16 protein-coding genes and 5 pseudogenes are annotated in these 17,531 nt (G+C 66.9%); 14 read left to right on the forward strand and 7 right to left on the reverse strand.

Annotated elements, in window-relative coordinates; translation table 11 throughout:
* Positions 1–10: 10 nt before the first annotated feature.
* Positions 11–2,869 carry an MMPL/RND family transporter gene (locus L6444_RS19430; protein WP_309297867.1) on the reverse strand — a complete coding sequence of 953 codons (2,859 nt, stop codon included), beginning with the start codon at positions 2,867–2,869 and terminating at the stop codon, positions 11–13.
* Positions 2,870–2,888: 19 nt separating this feature from the next.
* A complete protein-coding gene (locus L6444_RS19435) occupies positions 2,889–3,278 on the reverse strand; it encodes a hypothetical protein (protein ID WP_236976639.1) in 390 nt (129 codons plus the stop codon).
* A gap of 134 nt (positions 3,279–3,412) precedes the next feature.
* On the opposite strand from L6444_RS19435, the gene L6444_RS19440 reads away from it, so the two are divergent.
* The 6 genes and pseudogenes from L6444_RS19440 (at position 3,413) to L6444_RS19460 (ending at position 7,813) form a co-directional block, all read left to right on the forward strand.
* Positions 3,413–4,657 (forward strand): sensor histidine kinase, encoded by a 1,245-nt coding sequence (locus L6444_RS19440; protein WP_236976641.1) that lies wholly within the window; start codon positions 3,413–3,415, stop codon positions 4,655–4,657.
* 18 nt (positions 4,658–4,675) lie between these two features.
* On the forward strand, positions 4,676–5,311 hold the full coding sequence (locus L6444_RS19445) for a response regulator transcription factor (RefSeq protein ID WP_236984273.1): 636 nt from the start codon (positions 4,676–4,678) through the stop codon (positions 5,309–5,311).
* A gap of 50 nt (positions 5,312–5,361) precedes the next feature.
* Positions 5,362–6,362: pseudogene (locus L6444_RS19450) on the forward strand (HNH endonuclease signature motif containing protein); the annotation flags it as partial.
* 231 nt (positions 6,363–6,593) lie between these two features.
* Positions 6,594–6,899 carry a recombinase family protein gene (locus tag L6444_RS19455; protein WP_236976642.1) on the forward strand — a complete coding sequence of 102 codons (306 nt, stop codon included), beginning with the start codon at positions 6,594–6,596 and terminating at the stop codon, positions 6,897–6,899.
* A 433-nt stretch (positions 6,900–7,332) separates the two neighbouring features.
* Entirely contained in the window at positions 7,333–7,458 is a 126-nt protein-coding gene (locus L6444_RS30185; protein WP_255730731.1) for a hypothetical protein, read from the forward strand.
* Positions 7,459–7,474: 16 nt separating this feature from the next.
* Entirely contained in the window at positions 7,475–7,813 is a 339-nt protein-coding gene (locus L6444_RS19460; protein ID WP_236976644.1) for a hypothetical protein, read from the forward strand.
* A gap of 205 nt (positions 7,814–8,018) precedes the next feature.
* On the opposite strand, the gene L6444_RS31220 is transcribed toward L6444_RS19460, so the two are convergent.
* The 4 genes and pseudogenes from L6444_RS31220 to L6444_RS31225 all read right to left on the reverse strand — a co-directional run bounded on the left by L6444_RS31220 (position 8,019) and on the right by L6444_RS31225 (position 11,638).
* On the reverse strand, positions 8,019–8,525 hold the full coding sequence (locus L6444_RS31220; RefSeq protein WP_459561246.1) for a replication initiator: 507 nt from the start codon (positions 8,523–8,525) through the stop codon (positions 8,019–8,021).
* Positions 8,458–9,552 (reverse strand): replication initiator, encoded by a 1,095-nt coding sequence (locus tag L6444_RS19465; protein WP_459561289.1) that lies wholly within the window; start codon positions 9,550–9,552, stop codon positions 8,458–8,460. Before L6444_RS19465 ends, L6444_RS31220 begins: the two co-directional genes overlap by 68 nt.
* Positions 9,553–9,632: 80 nt before the next feature.
* A pseudogene (locus tag L6444_RS19470) lies at positions 9,633–11,024 on the reverse strand (FtsK/SpoIIIE domain-containing protein).
* Positions 11,025–11,290: 266 nt separating this feature from the next.
* Complete coding sequence (locus tag L6444_RS31225; protein WP_236976646.1) at positions 11,291–11,638, reverse strand: hypothetical protein; 348 nt, start codon at positions 11,636–11,638, stop codon at positions 11,291–11,293.
* Between L6444_RS31225 and L6444_RS19480 the strand changes: the two genes are divergently transcribed.
* From L6444_RS19480 to L6444_RS19500, 6 genes and pseudogenes are all read left to right on the forward strand, one after another.
* Positions 11,637–12,839, forward strand: coding sequence for a hypothetical protein (locus L6444_RS19480; RefSeq protein ID WP_236976648.1), 1,203 nt, complete (start codon positions 11,637–11,639; stop codon positions 12,837–12,839). The two genes, L6444_RS31225 and L6444_RS19480, sit on opposite strands and share 2 nt — an antisense overlap.
* A 59-nt stretch (positions 12,840–12,898) precedes the next feature.
* Positions 12,899–13,213 (forward strand): annotated as a pseudogene (locus tag L6444_RS30730) (creatininase family protein); the annotation flags it as partial.
* A gap of 100 nt (positions 13,214–13,313) precedes the next feature.
* Positions 13,314–13,562: a creatininase family protein gene (locus tag L6444_RS30195; RefSeq protein WP_255730736.1), complete on the forward strand. Its 249-nt coding sequence runs from the start codon at positions 13,314–13,316 to the stop codon at positions 13,560–13,562.
* 465 nt (positions 13,563–14,027) lie between these two features.
* A pseudogene (locus L6444_RS19490) lies at positions 14,028–14,471 on the forward strand (YkgB family protein); the annotation flags it as partial.
* A complete protein-coding gene (locus L6444_RS19495) occupies positions 14,434–15,180 on the forward strand; it encodes a flavodoxin family protein (protein WP_236976650.1) in 747 nt (248 codons plus the stop codon). The pseudogene L6444_RS19490 and the gene L6444_RS19495, both read left to right, overlap by 38 nt.
* A 20-nt stretch (positions 15,181–15,200) precedes the next feature.
* Entirely contained in the window at positions 15,201–15,842 is a 642-nt protein-coding gene (locus tag L6444_RS19500; RefSeq protein ID WP_044544027.1) for an RNA polymerase sigma factor, read from the forward strand.
* A 40-nt stretch (positions 15,843–15,882) separates the two neighbouring features.
* Here the strand turns inward: L6444_RS19500 and L6444_RS19505 are convergent, their stop codons facing one another.
* On the reverse strand, positions 15,883–16,149 hold the full coding sequence (locus tag L6444_RS19505; RefSeq protein ID WP_236976652.1) for a hypothetical protein: 267 nt from the start codon (positions 16,147–16,149) through the stop codon (positions 15,883–15,885).
* A 154-nt stretch (positions 16,150–16,303) separates the two neighbouring features.
* Here L6444_RS19505 and L6444_RS19510 point away from each other — a divergent pair, with 154 nt between their 5' ends.
* The gene (locus L6444_RS19510) at positions 16,304–16,744 is read left to right on the forward strand and encodes a DoxX family protein (protein ID WP_236976654.1); all 441 of its coding nucleotides are present in this window, start codon (positions 16,304–16,306) and stop codon (positions 16,742–16,744) included.
* Positions 16,745–16,867: 123 nt separating this feature from the next.
* A pseudogene (locus L6444_RS19515) lies at positions 16,868–17,508 on the forward strand (TetR/AcrR family transcriptional regulator).
* The last annotated feature ends 23 nt before the right edge of the window (positions 17,509–17,531 follow it).

The following is a 17,531-nucleotide window of genomic DNA, read 5'->3' on the forward strand; positions in this document are numbered from 1 at the left end:
GGCGCCGCGACTACGTGGTGTTGAGCAATGACCGTGCGCGATGTCGCTCCGAATTGGATTGCAGTGAAACTGCTTTCACTGCACGTCCAACGATGCCCGGCCACCAGAACCAGCGGCCGAGCAGGGCCACGATGGACGGCACCACGAACGCTCGTACCACCAAGGTGTCGATCAGTAGTCCGACCGCAACGGTGGTACCGATTTGGGCGATCGACAGCACACTGCTGGACAACAGCGCCAGCATGGTGATCCCGAAGACGATGCCCGCCGTGGTGACCACCCCACCGGTGCCGCCGAACGCGCGGATGATGCCCGTCTTCAGACCGGCCGGCGCCTCGTGCTTGACGCGCAGCGCCAACAGCAGGTTGTAGTCGGCCCCGACGGCGATCAGCGCGATGAACGCGATGGGCGCGACGGCCCAGTGCAGTGGCTGATGCAACAGGTACTGCCAGATCAGCACGCTGGCGCCCAGCGCCGATGCGAATGAGGCGACGACGGTGCCCACCACCACCAGACCGGCCACCGGGCTGCGCAGCATGGTCGTGACGATCAGGAAGATCAGCGCCAGCGCCGCCGCGACCAGCAGCGCGGTGTCGCGGCCCACCGCGCGCTGCAGATCGGAGGTCACCGGTCCGACACCGGCCAGGTCGATCCCGGTCGGAGTCAGCGTGCCCTCCTTGGTGGCCTGCTGGACCGCCGCTCGCACCTGCTGCGCCCGCGCAGCTCCGGGGGCGCCCCATTCGCCGCCGTCGCCGTACACCAACAGGAAGGTGGCATGGCCGTCCGGGGAGACCAGCCTGTTCAGCACCTCGCGGTATCGCGGGTCGGACAGCGCCCGCTGCGGCAGGAAGAAGCCCGCCGCAGCACTGCCCTGGAACTGGGTGTCGATCTCGTTGAGGTAGTCGGTCAGCTGTCGCAGCTGCGGCCCGATCGAGTCGCGCAGGCTGAGCAATTCGCGGGTGGCCGAACGGGCTTGTCCCAGCGCGTCGTTCATCGCGGCAACGGATTGCGGCAGCCCGGCCAGCGCGTCGGCTGCGGTGGTCGAGCCGCGGGTCAGCTTCGCCGCGCCGTCGCCGATGCGGGTCGACGTCTGCAGCAGTCCGTCAATGGGTTCCAGTACCCGGTCGACGGTCGCGCACAACGGGTTCGCGGCGCAGTCCGGGGTTCGCGCGACGAAGTCACGCAGCGGGTCGAGGTATCCGGACACCGTGGTCACGGTGCGTTGCACGCCGTCCACACCGGCCCGCATATCCGTTGCGGCCGAGGACATGTCGGCCAGGCCCGCGCTGCCGCCGCGCAGGCCGCCGCCGATGCGGTTCACCGCAGCCTGCGTCTGTGCCAGCGCTTGGTCCAGTTCGGAGACGCGGTCCAGCCGCGCGGTCAGCGAGTCGACCGCCTCGCCGAAGCGGCGGCCCAGTTCGCCGGCCTGGAAACTCAGCGTCGCCTGCTCGGGTACCTTGCCGTCGGGCCGGGTCGCGGACTGCACCGCCCGCACGCCGGGGATCGCCATGATCTGGCGGCTGATCCGCTCGACGGCGATCAGCGCGGCCGGGTTGCGCAGGTCGCGGTCGGCCTGGATGGTGACGACGTCGGGCAGCAGCGCGTCGGACGGGAAGTGCCGGCCGGCCGAAGCGTACCCGCGGCCCGAATCGGTGTCCGAGGGCGTGGCCGCGGGCTCGTCCCAGCCCACCTCGATACCCGCCAGTGGCAGCGCCGCCAGCATGGTCAACGTGCCCGCGGTGACCAGCACCGGTCCCGGCCAACGGGCCACCGATGTCCCGACACGGCGCCAGCGTCGTGCCGTCGCCGACGGCCGGGGCTCGAGGTATCCCCGCCGGATCGCCAGACCCATCAGCGCCGGCGTCAGCGTCAGCGCCGCCAGCATAGTCACCAGAATGCCTATGGCACAAGGTATTCCGGCACTTCGCAACATTCCCACCTGTGCGAAGGCCAGGCAGGACAGTGCCGCCGAAACCGTCAGCGCCGACCCGATCACCACCGGCGCGACGGCGCGATACGCCTGCAGCAGCGCGCGGGTGGCCGGGACGCCGCGGCGGCGGCCTTCGTGATAGCGGCCGATCAGGAAGATCGCGTAGTCGGTGCCCGCACCGAGTGTCATCGCGGCCATCAGCGCTACCGAGAACAACGAAACCTCAACGCTGTCAGACGAACCCAGGGCCGCGACGATGAACCGGGCAACCGCCAGCCCCAGCCCCACCGAGATCAGCGGGATAGCCGCTGCGGTCGGCGAGCGGTACACCACCAGCAGCAGCACCAGGATCAGAACGACGGTGGCGGCGGTGATTCCGAGCATCTGCCGGTCGATGGCGGCGAACTCGTCGACGATGGTGGCGCCGGGGCCGGTGACGTGGACGGTCAGGCCCGCCGGTGGTGACAGGGCGGTGGCGGCGGTACGCACCGAGTTCACCGAGTCACGCGCCTGGGAGGTGCCCAGCATCCCGGCCAATCGCACCATCAGGGTCACCGCGTGACCATCCGAACTCTGTGCGCCGGCGGCGGTGGCCGGCTGCGACCACAGGTCGGTCACCGAATAGACATGCCGCGCATCGGCTTTGAGGCTCGACGTCAGCGCGTCGTAGAAGCCGTGATCTTTCGGCGTCAGGGCGCCGCCTCGTTCCAGCACGACGTAGACGAAGTTGTTACTGGGGGTTTCCCCGAACAGCTGCGCGGCGCGGGCGGCGGCGACAGAGCTCGGCGCCGCAGCGGGCATGAACGGCCGGGAGTGATTGTCGATCACGCGTTCCAGTTGTGGCACAAGCAGGTTACCGGCGGCGGCGGCGACCACCCAGATTCCCACGATCAGCACGGCGGCCGGGCCGGTGAGCCGGTGCAGCAGCCGGTCGAGGATGCCGGGGTCGACGCCGTCGTCAGGCAACGGTCAGCCGATCGACCATCGACCCCAGGAAGAGGTCGACCACGCGTTGCTCGCCGCCGGCCAGCGCGCGCAGCCGCAGCGAGCGGCGGCCCGCGGCGTCGAGCAGCGCACGCAGCCCCGGCCGCGCGGCGGCCAGGTCGGCCCTGGCCTGCTCGGCCGAAATACCCTCGTAGTCGGCCTGATCCAATTTCGCCGACAGCGCCGTCACCCAGCGTTGCCGCAGCGACAACAGCAGGCCCTCCTCATCGCCGAACAGCCGGGCGACCTCGGCTGCGCGGTCGGGTTGGGCAAGCTGTGCCAATGCCGCTTCGGGATCGCTGGCGGCGAGGCCGATCAGTTCGTTCATCAGAGCCATGCGCTGGTGCAGAAGTGTCCATGTCATGACTCAAACGCTAGGAACGCCAACGCCGCCGCGCGTCGTGCCCGAGAACGGTCTTCGTCTCCTACCGCGGTAGGAGACCGGCACCGACCCCGGCATGATGTGGCCGACGCCCACCGTCTTCTACGATGGGACGAATGTTGGATGCCGCGGCGGGCTACGTGCGGGAGCAAATCCACCGGCGCAGCGAGTTGCTGCCGGTGGGCGTCACGTGGTCGTCGATCATCGTCATCGACACCCTCGTGGTGTGCGGGGCCGTGCTGTCCATGCTGCAGCGGCCGGCCGCGGACCTGCCCGTCGAACTGGCCGCTTTCGCCATCATGATGACCCCGGCCATCGTGTTCTTCTTCTTCAATCTTAAGCTCAGCCCGCTCTCGACGTGGGCGGCATGGACGTCGACGACCGCGATCATGCTGTTCGCCACGTCGACTCCGATCCGCGGTGATTTCGCACCGGGGCTGCTGATGGTGACGGTCGGCGCGGTGGGCACACTGAGCGCCGCGGTGGGCGGCCTGCTGGCCGCGCTGTCCTCCGCGGCGCTGCTGCTCACCGCCGCCGCCCTGCACCGACTCGACAACATCGCGCTATACCTGGGCTTCATCGCCGGGGCCTGGTTGATCGGCTTCCTGATGTACACCCACCGGCGGCTGCTGGCGGAGGTGCTCGAGGCGCGCGACGCACTGGCCGAGCACGCCGCGGCCGACGAGCGGCGCCGCATCGCCCGCGAAGTGCACGACGTGATCGCCCACTCGTTGTCGGTCACCCTGCTGCATGTGACGGGCGCGCGGCGGGCGCTGCAGCACGACCGCGACCCTGCCGAACTCGACGATGCGGTCGAAGCGCTCGAGCAGGCCGAGCGACTGGGCCGGCAGGCGATGGCCGATATCCGCCGCACCGTCGGGCTGCTCGACAGCGGGCCCGGCGCCCGGGCGGCGTACACCGCGCCGGAGCCCGGGGTGGACGACATCGGGGGCCTGGTCGCCGATTTCGCGCGGGCCGGCTTGCAGGTGACGCTGCGCGTCGAGGGCTCCCCCGACCACGTGTCGCCCGCGGTGGGTCTGGCGTTGTATCGAATCGCGCAGGAATCGCTGGCCAACATCGCCAAGCATGCTGCCGATTCCGAATCACTCGTCGCGCTGGATTTTTCGGATCACTCAGTACGGTTGACGGTGGACAGCCGGCTGCCGGTCAAGCTTGCGGCCCGGCGGACCGATGAGGGGCCGGCCGAAGGGCGGGGACTGCGCGGCATGCGCCAGCGCGTCGAATTGCTGGGCGGCGCAATCGATGTCGGCCCGACCGAGCGCGGCTGGTCGGTCAACGCCGAGATCCCGCTCGACGAGGGCAGCACCGGTTGGCGGCCGCGCTGGTGTCGGCTCTCATGATCGAAGAACCCCCCCGAGATCGGGGTGCTGCTCGTCGACGATCAGGATCTGGTGCGCTCCGGACTGCGCCGAATCCTGCGCCGCAAGGACGGTTTCGTGATTGTCGCCGAATGCGCCGACGGCGACGAGGTGCCCGACGCGGTGGCCCGGTACCGGCCCGACGTGGTGGTGATGGATCTGCGGATGCGCCGCGTCGACGGGATAGCGGCGACCCGGCGACTCGGCGGTACCCCGCCGGTGCTGGCGTTGACCACGTTCAACGAGGACGACCTGCTCTCCGGGGCGCTGCGCGCCGGTGCGGCCGGTTTCGTGCTCAAGGACTCCTCGGCCGAGGAGTTGATCCGCGCGGTGCGCGCCGTCGCGCGCGGCGACAGCTACCTGGATCCCGCGGTGACTTCCCGCGTGCTCAGCACCTACCGCAAGGCCGCAACCGGGCCGGTCGGCGGCGACATCAGCGAACTCACCGCACGCGAGCTCGACGTGCTGACCCTGATCGGAAAAGGGTTGTCCAATAACGAGATCGCCGACCAACTCTGCATCTCCGGCGTCACTGTGAAAAGTCACATCGGGCGGATCTTCGGCAAGCTCGACCTGCGTGACCGCGCCGCTGCGATCGTCTACGCCTACGACCACGGGCTCGTCTCCCCGCGCTGACGTCCTGGCGGCTCGGCCGGGTTGTCGGACCTCACTGCTTTGCTGGGGTCATGTCTTCGAGCGCATCGCCTGCCGTGGCGGTAACTCCTGCTGAGCGCCTGGATGGGTTGTTTGAGGAGTTGGCGGAGTTGACCGGTCAGCGTAATGCGATCGATGGTCGGATCGTGGCGATTGTCGCCGAGATCGAGCGCGACGAACTGTGGGGGTCCACCGGCGCACGGTCGGTCTCGGCGTTGGTGGCCTGGCGCACGGGGATGTCACCGGCCAACGCACACACCCTGGCGGCGGTCGCGCACCGCCTCGAGGAATTCCCGCAGTGTGCCGCCGGGCTGCGCGACGGTCGGCTCTCGCTGGATCAGGTCGGGGTGATCGCCGAACGCGCCGCCGAGGGCTCCGATGAGCACTACGCCGAGCTGGCCGCCGTGGCCACGGTCACCCAGCTGCGCACCGCGATCAAACTCGAACCCCGCCCCGAACCCGAGCCCCGCCCGGGTCCGCAGCGCGCGATCTCAAGACCTCCGACGAGCAAACGACACCTGGCGCATCACCCTGCCCCATGCTGAAGCCGCCATCGTCGATACCGCCCTGCAGGCGCACCTGGATGCGCTGGTAAGCGACTGGAAACGCGACCACGCCGACCGGGATGCGGGGCAGGCGCCACCGCTGCCGGACACCCTGGAGGCGTTCTTGAGTCTGGTGAAGGCCGACTGGGACACCGAAGCCACTGGGCGCCCGCACGCCCAGCACACCACCGTGATCGTGCACCTCGACCTCGACAAACCCGCCGCCGCCCTGCACCTTAGCCACCTTGTCGGCGGCCGAACGCCAATGGCCTGACCGCGATGCCACCTGGGAAGCCTGGCTTCAGCGTGCGCGACGGACAGCTCATCGGCACGGGCGGGAGACCCGCCAGAAGCCGCGGCTGCGCCGCGCCCTGGAACACCGCGACCGCTGCTGCGTGGTGCCCGGCTGCGGCGCCACCCGCGGCCTGCACGCCCACCACCTGCAGCACTGGGAGGACGGCGGGCCCACCGAGCTGCACAAGGTCATAAGTTGTTAAACTACCCTCATGTCTGTGAGGAAATCTGCTGGTCAGCGTGTTGGGGTGGGGTCGGCGGCGATTTATGCCCGGATTTCCTCGGATGTGGAGGGCACGGGTTAGGTGGCGCGGCAGTTGAGTGATTGCCGCAAGCTGCCGCGGATCGGGGTTGCCGGTCGGGGCCGAGTACGTCGACAACGATGTCGGCGTTTCCGGCAGCAAGCTTGCCGCCAGTACGCCCGGATGCTGGCTGATCTGGCATCAGGTGATCGTGATGCGGTGATCGTCTACAACTTGGATCGGCTGCATCGGTCCGGTGGAGCTGGAGGGAGGTTCGTCACGCTGTGCGAGTCGGTCGGTGTGCGCGATGTGGCGACGGTGACCGCCGACATCGACTTGGGTAATGATGACGGGCTGTTCATGGCCCGCATTTTCGCGGCGTTCGCCGCCAAGGAGTCCGGCCGCAAGTCGGCCCGTATCCGCCGCAAAATGTTGCAGAACGCCCAGGCCGGGTTGCCACACGGTTCAGCACGCCCGTTCGCAGCATGAGGCCACAAGATCACTGTGCGCGAATCAGAGGCCGCAGTGGTCCGTGAGATGGTGGACCGGTATCTGGCGGGCCAATCGCTGCGGTCGTTGACGATCTGGCTCAACGAGTCCTGTAACGCCGAGCGTGGCGGCATCGTGGCAGACCACCGCGGTGCGCCAAGTGTTGTCCTCGGGCCGTATCGCCGGGTTGCGCGAGCATCGCGGAGAAGTGATCGGTCAGGTGGTGGCCGGCGATCATCACTCCAGTAAGGGATCGGGCGGCTTGGCGCGGATGGCGGCACGCTCGGTGACCAAGACCCGCACCGCCCGCAGCCTTACCTGCTGTCGGGATGTTGCGCTGCGGACGACTGCGGGCAACCGACTGTATTCCCAAGCTCGCACAGCAATCCGCAGAATCGGATACGCCGCTATGTGTGTTTGAAGGGGCCGGATCATGGTGGTGGCTGGTTTGATTGCGTGGTCTGCCACCCGGTCATCGAGGAACTGCTGGCTGGAGGCGGTGCTGGCGCGGCTGGATTCACCGCAGTTGGCCGACGTGTTGACCGGCAGCCACCGCTGATGCTGATGTTTCCGCGTTGGCCGCCCAGGTCGATGCCGATCAGGAACGTCTTGATGAGTTGCCGGCTTGTTATGCCGATGGGGCGATCACGGCGCGGGAGTGGATTGCGGCGCGTGATCCGATCACCGAACGCATCACGACGGCACGCCGAGATATTGCTGCGGCGACTGACACGACGGCGGTGTTCGAGTTGGCCGGGACCGGCGGGGTGTTGCGCACCGACTGGGACGGAATGGATTTGGGTCGCCAGCAGGCGATCGTCAAAGCGGTGTTGGATCACGCCGTGATTGCACCGGGCACACCGGGTGCGCGCCGCCTGGACATCGACCGGGTGGCCCCGGTGTGGCGGGTCTGACCCGACGACGTCGGCGGGCGATCGGCCCCAAGGAGCGTGGCGATCCGGGCGATGACGGTCGGGTCGGTCACGGTGACCGGCACGTCGTGGCGTTCACACGATGCGGTCAGCCACGCGATGAACTCGGGCCGCTCATGAAGGGGCAGCACGCCGGAGTCACTACTGCTAGCGGCGTCTCCCGTCGCGTCACCGGGTGTGCTGGTCATTATCCGGCACCCGGCAGCATGGGCGGATTATCCCGTGTGGCGCAGCGGGATTCGGTGATACCAGCGATGCGGGCAGCGATGTGACGCAGGGCTGCGGAGACGACCAGCACCCGGTCGCCGGCGCTGGCGTGTCCAGCGTAGTCGAACTCCCAGAACACCTCATCGGAGTCGAGCGCCGCGTAAGGCCGCTGGTCGGGGCCGGTCACCGCGCCGCCGTTTGAAGTTCCGTTTCGTTGCGTTGCGTCTTTCGTTACTTGCTGGCGGGTCCAGGTGGCGCGGGCGGTCCGCAGGGCGCCCAAGGTGGTGGAGAAGTGCCGGGATTTGGTGGTGATGTGCCCGCGATACCCGAGGGTGTGCCGCCAGCGCCCGATCCCCGCCACCGCGCCACTACCGTGTTCGGCCAGCTCGGCGATGGTGGCCAAGATGGCCCGCACATGCTCACTGACATCCAAGCCGGTGATCGCTTCGGCGGACAGGCGTCGCGCGGTGATCCCGAAGTCGAGCAACGATTTGGTGACGTATTTCGCTGCCAGGGCGGCGACCCGGCGGTGAAAGCCGCGACGATGCGCCTGTTATCGGCCCCCGGTACGGTGGGGATCGTGTGCAGCCGTGCCTGTTTCGGATGCCAATGCTTGAATGTCGATTTGGGTGCCGAACCGCAAGCGTGCGCACGCCGTCCCGGCGGGGGTCACGCCGCCGGCGGGTATCTCTCGATGCGGACGCGATCGGCGGCTTGCGAATCAGAGCGGTCAGCTCGGTGGCGGTGATCGGGCATCGACTGCGCCCGGCATCCTGGCCGACTCTGGAACGGGGCTCCCACCACTCCCGAGGGGCGGCGGGGCCGTCACTGATGTGATCACCTGACGCGGTGGGCCGATCACCGGGTGGGTCGAGGCGGATCAGTGCGTGAATGTGCGGGATGGCACGCACTTGCAACTCCACCACCTTGACAAAACTAACCCGCACCGAATCCGTAGAAAAGCCAATGGCTTTCAGATGCGCGGTGATGGCGCGTCGTAGTGCGATGGTTAAGCGCCGCCACAGTTCGGGCAGATGCCACGTGAACAGCACATGCCCGAGATAGTCATAGCAGTCCGCGCACAGTGGCTGACCCACGACGGGATCATCAACGGCATGACTCGTGTTGCAGTGCAGCGGGTTTCCGTGTCGGCAGTGCTGTGTCGTGACGCGTGGTGTGCGTGCGTGGCAGGTGGTTCCGGTAGCGTTGTGCACGGCCCCGTAGCCGGGTGCGGTGAGCGTGGCGAACACCTGCGGACGATCGGCAACCTCAGCAGGTACGTCGTGGTGACCGCCGGCGGCGCCGGCGTGTACCAGCTGCCAGGTGTCGCGGGCATACAAATCTGCACACGACGGGCAGACGGTGGCGCGACGGTTGCTTTCGCAGCGTCCACACCGCATGTTGGCGCCCGGCCGTGTCGGCGCTGACCAGCCTGATCGGGTGGGCGCAGTAGCCGACCGATTCCACCCGCCACCACGACCCGAAACCGGGTGAGGAGCGGCGCGGCGGCACATCTGGCTGATCACCGCATCCGCATCGATAGTGGTGGGCAGGCCCGGCAGCACGATCACCGGGCCCGGCGTCGTCAAGCTGTTCACCGATTTCCATGTTCGCCGGGGCGCGGTACCCGAAAAGTACGGGCCAAAACGCTGATGTCGCGGTCGGTGACGTGAAAGGCCCGGACCCGTGCCGGGTCGGCGGTGCCGTCGATCATCACGTAGCCGATCCCCGGGGTGGCATCGGCGATCAGGTCGCATTCGGCGCCGGCATCGCGGGCTCCTTGTCCGAGCACCATCGCGGTCTGGGTGGCTTCGGTCATGCGCAGCCCGATGCGCACGGTGAACAGTTGGCGCACCGGCAGGGTGTCTTTGGCCGGGTCTTGCACCGCGGCCACCACCGAAATCCCGACCGCCCGCCCCTGCGATAACAGTGGTGCCTGAGTGTTCGATCTCGGCACGCAGCTTGCGGTCGCTGACATAGGGCGGTCAGCGCGGCAATCTCGTCGATGATCACCATATTAGCAGCGGCTCGCCGACAGTGGGGTTGTGCAGTCGGGTGTGCCCGCGCAGCCGGGCGTGGCGCGTGCGTGCATCAGCTCCACCAGTCGCTGCAGCAGCTCCACGGTGGGTTGCCCCGTGTGATAGCAGAACCGGGTGAACAGCGGTGCGCCGGCGCCGAGTTCCATGCCGCCTTTAACACCAGCCGCACCCGCCCGGTTTTCACTTGGGGTGCCAGCCCGGCGATCAGCGACCACAGCACCGAACCCTTGCCCGCTCCGGTGGCACCGGCAACCAGCAGGTGCTGCCCGAGCACCGGCAACGTCCACCAGCGCCGTGATTCGGTGACCGACCCGCACCGCGCCCAGATCGACCTCAGTGGCCGGGGTTGGCATCGGTACCGCGATCGGCTGGCCGAGCACATCACCGCGGCCGATGATGATCCGCAGCTGCCCCGGCGCCGTGGCGCGGATCGTCAACCGCTGCGCACCCCAGGTCGCCGCCAGCGCGGGGGCGCGTTTTTGCCAGTCAGCAATCGACTGGCCGGTCACCACGCGCAAGCACAGTACGTCGGCGTGGCGGCCGATCCGCACCGACTCCACGGCGGGCACCAGCGTGCGCTCACCCAGTTTGGCGGTCAGCCCGTGCAGGGCGCACACCGATGCCCAGTTGCGGTGATACCGCCACCACGCCCAGAACCGCTGCCGCAGCGGGTTGGTCACCCACCGGCTAAACGATGACGGCTCGCATACCGACCAGCCGACATATGCCGCGATCTCCGCGATGGCGGTCAACACGCCGGCCCGCGCCCCGTGGCTGACGGTGACCCAGAGCGCCACGATGACCGGGACGCTCAGGACGGGAAACAGGATCGCCCACCACAGTAGCTGTCCGGCGGCTTTGACTGCCGCCACGATCAGCTCACCGATCCAGTCATCATCGGGTGATGGATTGTTGTTGTGGGGCTTATTGTTTGGGGTATTCGACATGACGGCCTGCTTTCACTGACGACGGAAAAAAGGGAAGGAGTGGGGGTGCCAGCCCGGCAGCCCCGACGCGCTGGTGTGCGCAACTGCCGGGCCGGCATCTTGCTGGCCGGGCCTGCTGGCCCGTCTTGACGGTCGCCGTGGCGGGGCTGCGGCGGCGGTGATGGATTCGGCGCGATACGATGCCTGAGCGGTCGTCTTGCGACCACGGCAACGCCACCAGACTCCGCTACCGCCACCGGCTGGCCGATGCCAGACTTCTGGTTCAATCAACAGCGCATCGCCAGCACTTCGCCGCCGGTGGCGTCCAGGGCGATCAACTGCACCTGCCACAGCGCTTGCCCGGTGGCCTTGTCGACGCGTGGTGCCCCGGTGTCGAAATTGGTGCGCTGCTCAGGAACCCGCGTGCACAAGAACGTCACGCCGCTCGTGTCGATTCTCAGTTTCATGCCGGTGCTGTCCTTCCTCGTTGTTTTCCCGCGGGTGTGTTCACCCGCCAGACAATGAAGCGCCATCCCGCGATGCGCCAGGAAGTGATAGGCAGTGATAGCAGTGATGACCGCAAACGCGCACAGGTTGCTGACCTGCGCTGATATATGCGGCATGATCGAAGTCATGGCCGCAGCCGACCCGATCCGCGCACTCAACGCGCAGCGGCTCAGCGCTGCCCGCAAGCGCTACGGCTACAGCCTGCGCGAGTTGGCGATCGAGGTCGAAAACGTCCGCACGCTACGCGGGGATGCCGACCTGCCCACCCAGGAGTCCCTGCGGCAGAAAATCGCCCAGATCGAGCGGACCGGAATGCTCGGCCCGATGTGGCGCGAAGACCTCGCCGCGGTGTTCGGCGTCGAACCCGACGAGATCTTCAGCGTGCCGATCACCACCGACCTGCCGCACCCGCTGCTGCTGCAAGTGCCCGTCGACCGAGACGTAGTGGCCGTCATCGCCGCCCAGCAACATGCCCACATCCGAGCTGAGCACACCTTCGGCCCCCAGCACGCCCGCCCGCTGGTGGAATCTGATCTGCTCACCATCGAATCCTTGATCGTCCACGCGCCATCACAGGTCAAAGCGGAAATGCGGCATGCTGCCGGGACTACCGCCGAGGTCGCCGGGTGGATCGCCCAAGATGTCGGAGATCACGCCGCCGCGGAACGATCACCCCACACCGCCGCCTTGCACCTGCGTACGGCCGGCCCGGCATTCAACGCCATGATCTTGATGCGCCAATCCAACATTCTCACCCGCACCAACCCCGACCTGGCCGCCGCGTTGGCCGCTGATGCCGCCGAACTCATCGACGGCCACGACGTGGGCCGTCTGGCCGCCAGCATCGCCCGCCAACAGGCCCTCGCTGAGCTGGCCAACAAGAATGAGCGGGCCTTTCACCGCCACGCCGCCGCAGCCCTCGAACTCGGTGACCTGCAACCCCACCCGCACGATCATGCGATCTACGCCCACGGCGCCTACGTCGCCAGCGAAATCGCCTCCGGCTACCTACGCATCGGTGACCCCGACAAAGCAGTAGCGCTGCTCGCCGGGCACCATCACGCCTGGACATCACAACAGCATCGCGACCAGACCGTGGCCGACATGCGACTCCTGCACGCCTGGATCGCCACCGGCGAATACCAAAAAGCACTCGCACTGACCGGCACGGCGATCCCGGGCTACCTGGCCGCGCCTTCCCAGCGAGCCAGACGTCATCTGGCCCAGGCAGGCACCATCGTGCGGGAGCGCCGGCGACGAAACAAAGACTCGATCCTGCAACAGCTCGCCGGCCGCATCAAAAACGCCACCCAAGGAGTCCTCCCGTGAGCCGTCGAGTCATTCCCGACAGCACCAGCACAGACCCCGCAACCGCCCGCCCCGTCGCGGTGCTGCCGGTCGGCTCATTCGAACAGCACGGCCCCTTACCTGCCGCTGGGCACCGACACCCTCATCGCCAGTGCCATCGCATCATCAATCAATCAGCACCACAGCGTATTTCAGTTACCACCAGTCATGCCATATTCGGCTTTTGCTCGCATGAACATGCGTCGCCCGGCACCATCAGCATCAGCGCCACCACCCTGGCCGCGATCGTCGCTGACATCATCGAATCGCTGGCACGCCAGAACATCGCCGGGCTGATCGTCGTCAACGGCCACGGCGGCAACGCCGTGCTGACCAACGTCGTCCAACAAGCCAACCACCCTGAAGAACCCCGTCAAGGTTGGGCTCTCGCTCCCAGCCGCGAAGACTGGGCCGAAGCCCGCCGCCGCCGGAATCCACAGCAGCAACCACGACGACATGCACGCCGGCGAACTGGAAACCTCCATCCTGCTCGCCGCCCACGCCGACTACCTGCGCGAGGGATGGCAGACCAGCGACCACACCGCCAACGACCGCCGCTACCTGACCAGCCTCGGCATCCACGCCTACACGCCCACCGGCGTCATCGGCCCCCCATCCCAGGCCAGCGTCGCCAAAGGCAGCAGTGTCCTCGCCCACCTCGGCCGCAACGCCGACACCCTGATCGGGCTGCTCACCACACGTTGACCAGCAGAACAGACAACTCGGCGGCTACCTCCGGGCTGCGCTGCGCTCCCTTCGCTTCCGTCCGCTGGCGCTCCCGTCCGCGCCGGTCGCTCCACTGCGCCCTGCGTCCGCCGCCGAGCACCAGTGCCACCAGCCAGTGAATACACCCGCAGCGTTCGTGCCAGCTGCCACCAGGCCAACGACGCTTGCGCCTATCGCTCCGCGGCCAGCACCTTCACCGCGACCCCGCGTCGGGTTCACCCGCCCGCACGCTGCCGAACACAGTCCCCAACCTCGCGCGTGAGGAATTTCTGGCTGGTATCGAGTCACACCCCAATAACGCTGTAACGCTCGGCTTCGCCCTGGCACTCATCTTCCGGTAACTGGTCGACGCACCGTCGGCCCTCGAACAGTCAGGGAGAGGGCGCATGCCTTTCCGCAAACAATGACACCGTCGATAGGACGTCACTCGACGCAACCCTCACCCGCATCGGAAGCGCGGTCGCTCGCTACGGACTAGCGCTCGTGATCGGGTGGATAGGCGTTCTGAAATTCACCGCCTACGAGGCGCAAGGGATCGAGCCGCTCGTCGCCAACAGTCCCTTCATGAGTTGGTTGTACGAGTTCTTCTCGGTGACGACATTCTCATCGTTACTCGGTGTCGTCGAGGTCACGGCCGCGGTTCTACTGGTGGTGAAGCCCTGGCTACCGAAGGTCTCCGCCGTCGGTAGCATCGTTTCGATCGGCCTCTTTACGGCCACGATCAGCTTCCTGTTCACGACCCCCGGAGCCATGGAGTCCGCAGAAGGCGGCTTCCCGTGGTTGAGCATGACCGGTCAGTTCTTGATCAAGGATGTCGCTCTGCTGGGGATTGCGTTGTGGACGCTGGGCGATGCACTCAGCAGCGCGAAAGTTCGTGACCGTGTCTGACCCAACGCTGGACTTCATCGGACTACGGGCATTGTTCATCAACTGCACTCTCACGCGGACGCCGGGGGTCAGCAACACTCAGGGGCTCGTCGACGCATCGGCGGGCATCATGGCCAAACATGGTGTGGCCGTTGATGTCGTGCGGGCCATCGATCACGACATCGCAGTTGGGGTTTGGCCCGACATGCGAGACCACGGGTGGTCGGTAGATGAATGGCCGAGCATCTTCGAGAAGGTGCTTGCCGCACATATCCTCGTGCTCGCAGGGCCAATCTGGCTGGGCGACAACAGTTCTATCATGAAGAAGGTTCACGAACGTCTGTACGGCGGTCGCAACCCAACCAATGACGCCGGTCAATCCCTGTACTACGGCCGGGTCGGCGGTTGCCTCATCACTGGCAATGAGGACGGAGTGAAGCACTGTGCGCAGAACGTTCTGTACACCCTCCAGCACATTGGTTACACGATCCCACCGCAGGCTGACGCCGGATGGATCGGAGAAGCCGGACCGGGACCCTCATACCTCGACCCCGGTTCCGGCGGTCCGGACAATGATTTCACCAACAGGAATACGACGTTCATGACATGGAATCTGCTGCACTTCGCGCGAATGCTGCGCGACGAGGGCGGCGTGCCCGCCCACGGCAACGACCGACGCGGGTGGGAGGCGGGGAGCCGATTCGACTTCGCGAACCCAGAGTACCGATAGAGTACCGTCGTTAAGCGACCATGATCGCAACGACGGCTTCGGAAGACGAGGGCACCTTGATCGCCGCGCTTCGTGCGGGCGACGAGGGCGCCTTCGCCCGTCTGGTCGACTGGCACACACCGGCTATGCTGCGGGTGGCGCGTGGGTACGTGCCGAGTCGAGAGCATGCCGAGGACGTCGTGCAGGAGACGTGGATCGCGCTCCTCAAGGGCTTGGAAAAGTTCGAGGGACGGTCATCCTTGCGTACCTGGCTTTTCACGGTTCTGGTCAACATTGCCAAGTCCAGGGGTCTCAACGAGCGCAGGCACGTTGACACTCAGATCAAGGCATTCACGGGCGGCACGGTCGACCCCGAGCGATTCCGTGCTGCCGGCGGCGAGTTGGCCGGGCACTGGAAGGCGACAGAGACGCCGACGCCTTTCCCGGACACTCCCGAAGGCTCGGCTCTGGGCAGCGAACTCACCGCCATCGCTCAGAGTGGCCTCGATACCCTGCCCGAGCGCCAGCGCATCGTGGTGACGCTGCGCGACATGCTTGGTCTCGATTCCGACGAGGTGTGTGCACTACTCGATATCAGCGCTGCCAACCAGCGGGTGCTGCTGCATCGCGGCCGTGCGGTGATTCGGCAGACCCTCGAAGATTATCTGAGGGAAGCGTCGTGAAGCCACTGGACTGCAACGAACTCGTCGAGATGATCACCGCCTATCTCGACGGGTCACTGATTCGAAACGCGGGCCTGGTTCGACGGAGCGTCTGCTCGATCGGCGATGGTGCGACAACTACCTGCAGCAGTTTCGGGTCACCATCGGCAGGGTCGGCCGGATCCGTGAGGTCGAGCTGGCGCCGGAGTTCCGCGCGCAGTTGCTCGACGCCTTCAAAGACTGGCGCTGACAGCCCGTTCGAGCACAACGTGACGACATCCGGTCTGGCGAACCGATCTGTGCGCGCCCAATGAGTGTCGATGACCACGTCGGCTGCTTGTAACGCCTACGCCACCCGCCGACACCACTAGGCATCGACGCAGAAGTCGTCGCGAGGGAGGAACAGGCCAATGAGGCATATCGTGATCCATGGCGTCTCCATTACCGCCGGATTCCGGCCGGCGTACCGTCGTGTCTCCGACGTGCTGAACACCCTCGGCTGGTTGCCGAATCTGGTGCTGCGACTCACCATCGGCTTCATGTTCTTCAGCGGTGCCATCGGCAAGCTCGGCGATCTCACGACGTTCACGCAGATGTTCGCCAACTTGGGCATCCCCGCAGCTGGATTTCTCGCTCCCCTCACCGCGGTGGTGGAATTGGTTGGCGGTGCGGCATTGATGTTGGGCCTCGGCACCCGCGTCGTGTCACTGGTGCTGGCCGGGGACATGGTCGGCGCGTTGATCACGGACATCGGCCCGGACCTCGCGCACAAGCACCCGGGTTGGTGGGATTTCCTGAGCAACTTGTTTTATGCACCGGAGTGGCTCCTGGTGGGCCTGCTGACGTGGCTGACATGCGTTGGATCCGGCAAGGCCGGCCTGGACGAGCTGGTTAACCGATGCGCGCCGCGTACTGCGGACTGACCGCCGGTGTGGCCCGATCTGGCGGCCCGGGAGAAGCGCTGCGCAGGCGACTGCGCCGGGCGCGATACGGAAGTTCGGGGTGGCGCAACGGCCGCCGCTCGTCGCTCGCTTACCGTAGAGGTCATGGCCACCGATCCCGAACCCGCGCCGCCGCGCGCGACGGTGGCGACCACCGAGCGGGGCCAACGCACCCGGGCAGCCATCATCGACGTGGCGGCCACGCTCATGTACCAGAACGGCGTCTCCGGAACCTCTGTCGACGACATCCTTGGCCGCAATGGGCACCGGCGCAAATGCAGCTCTACCACTACTTCAGCGACAAATCGGAATTGGTCGCGGCGGTGGTCGAACGCCAACTGGAGCGAGTGCTGGCAGCCCAACCGGGCCTAGCTCACGTCGACTCCATGAAGGGCATTGAGCGCTGGGCACGTGAGGTGGTCAGCCTGCACCGGCAACCCGGTGGCCCGTTCGCCTGTCCCCTCGGTTCGACCGCTGCGGAGTTGAAGAATGACCCGGCGTTTCGCCCAGCCCTAGCCGCGGCGTTCCGCCGGTGGGAGCAACCGCTCGCCGAGGGCCTACGCACGATGCGTGCTCGCGGCGAATTGGGCCGACGGGAGAACCCGGACCGGCTGGCAGCCAGCCTGATCGCCGCCCTGCAGGGCGGCATGTTACTGGCACGGATCAACGGGGACCTCACGACGCTGCGCGACACTTTGAACGCGGCGGTGGACAACATTCGCCGTCGCACCGTGCCGCCAAGCTGACCGCGGTTCATGCCGGACGACTC

It is taken from the genome of Mycobacterium kiyosense, from assembly GCA_021654635.1.
Classification (GTDB): Bacteria; Actinomycetota; Actinomycetes; order Mycobacteriales; family Mycobacteriaceae; genus Mycobacterium; species Mycobacterium kiyosense.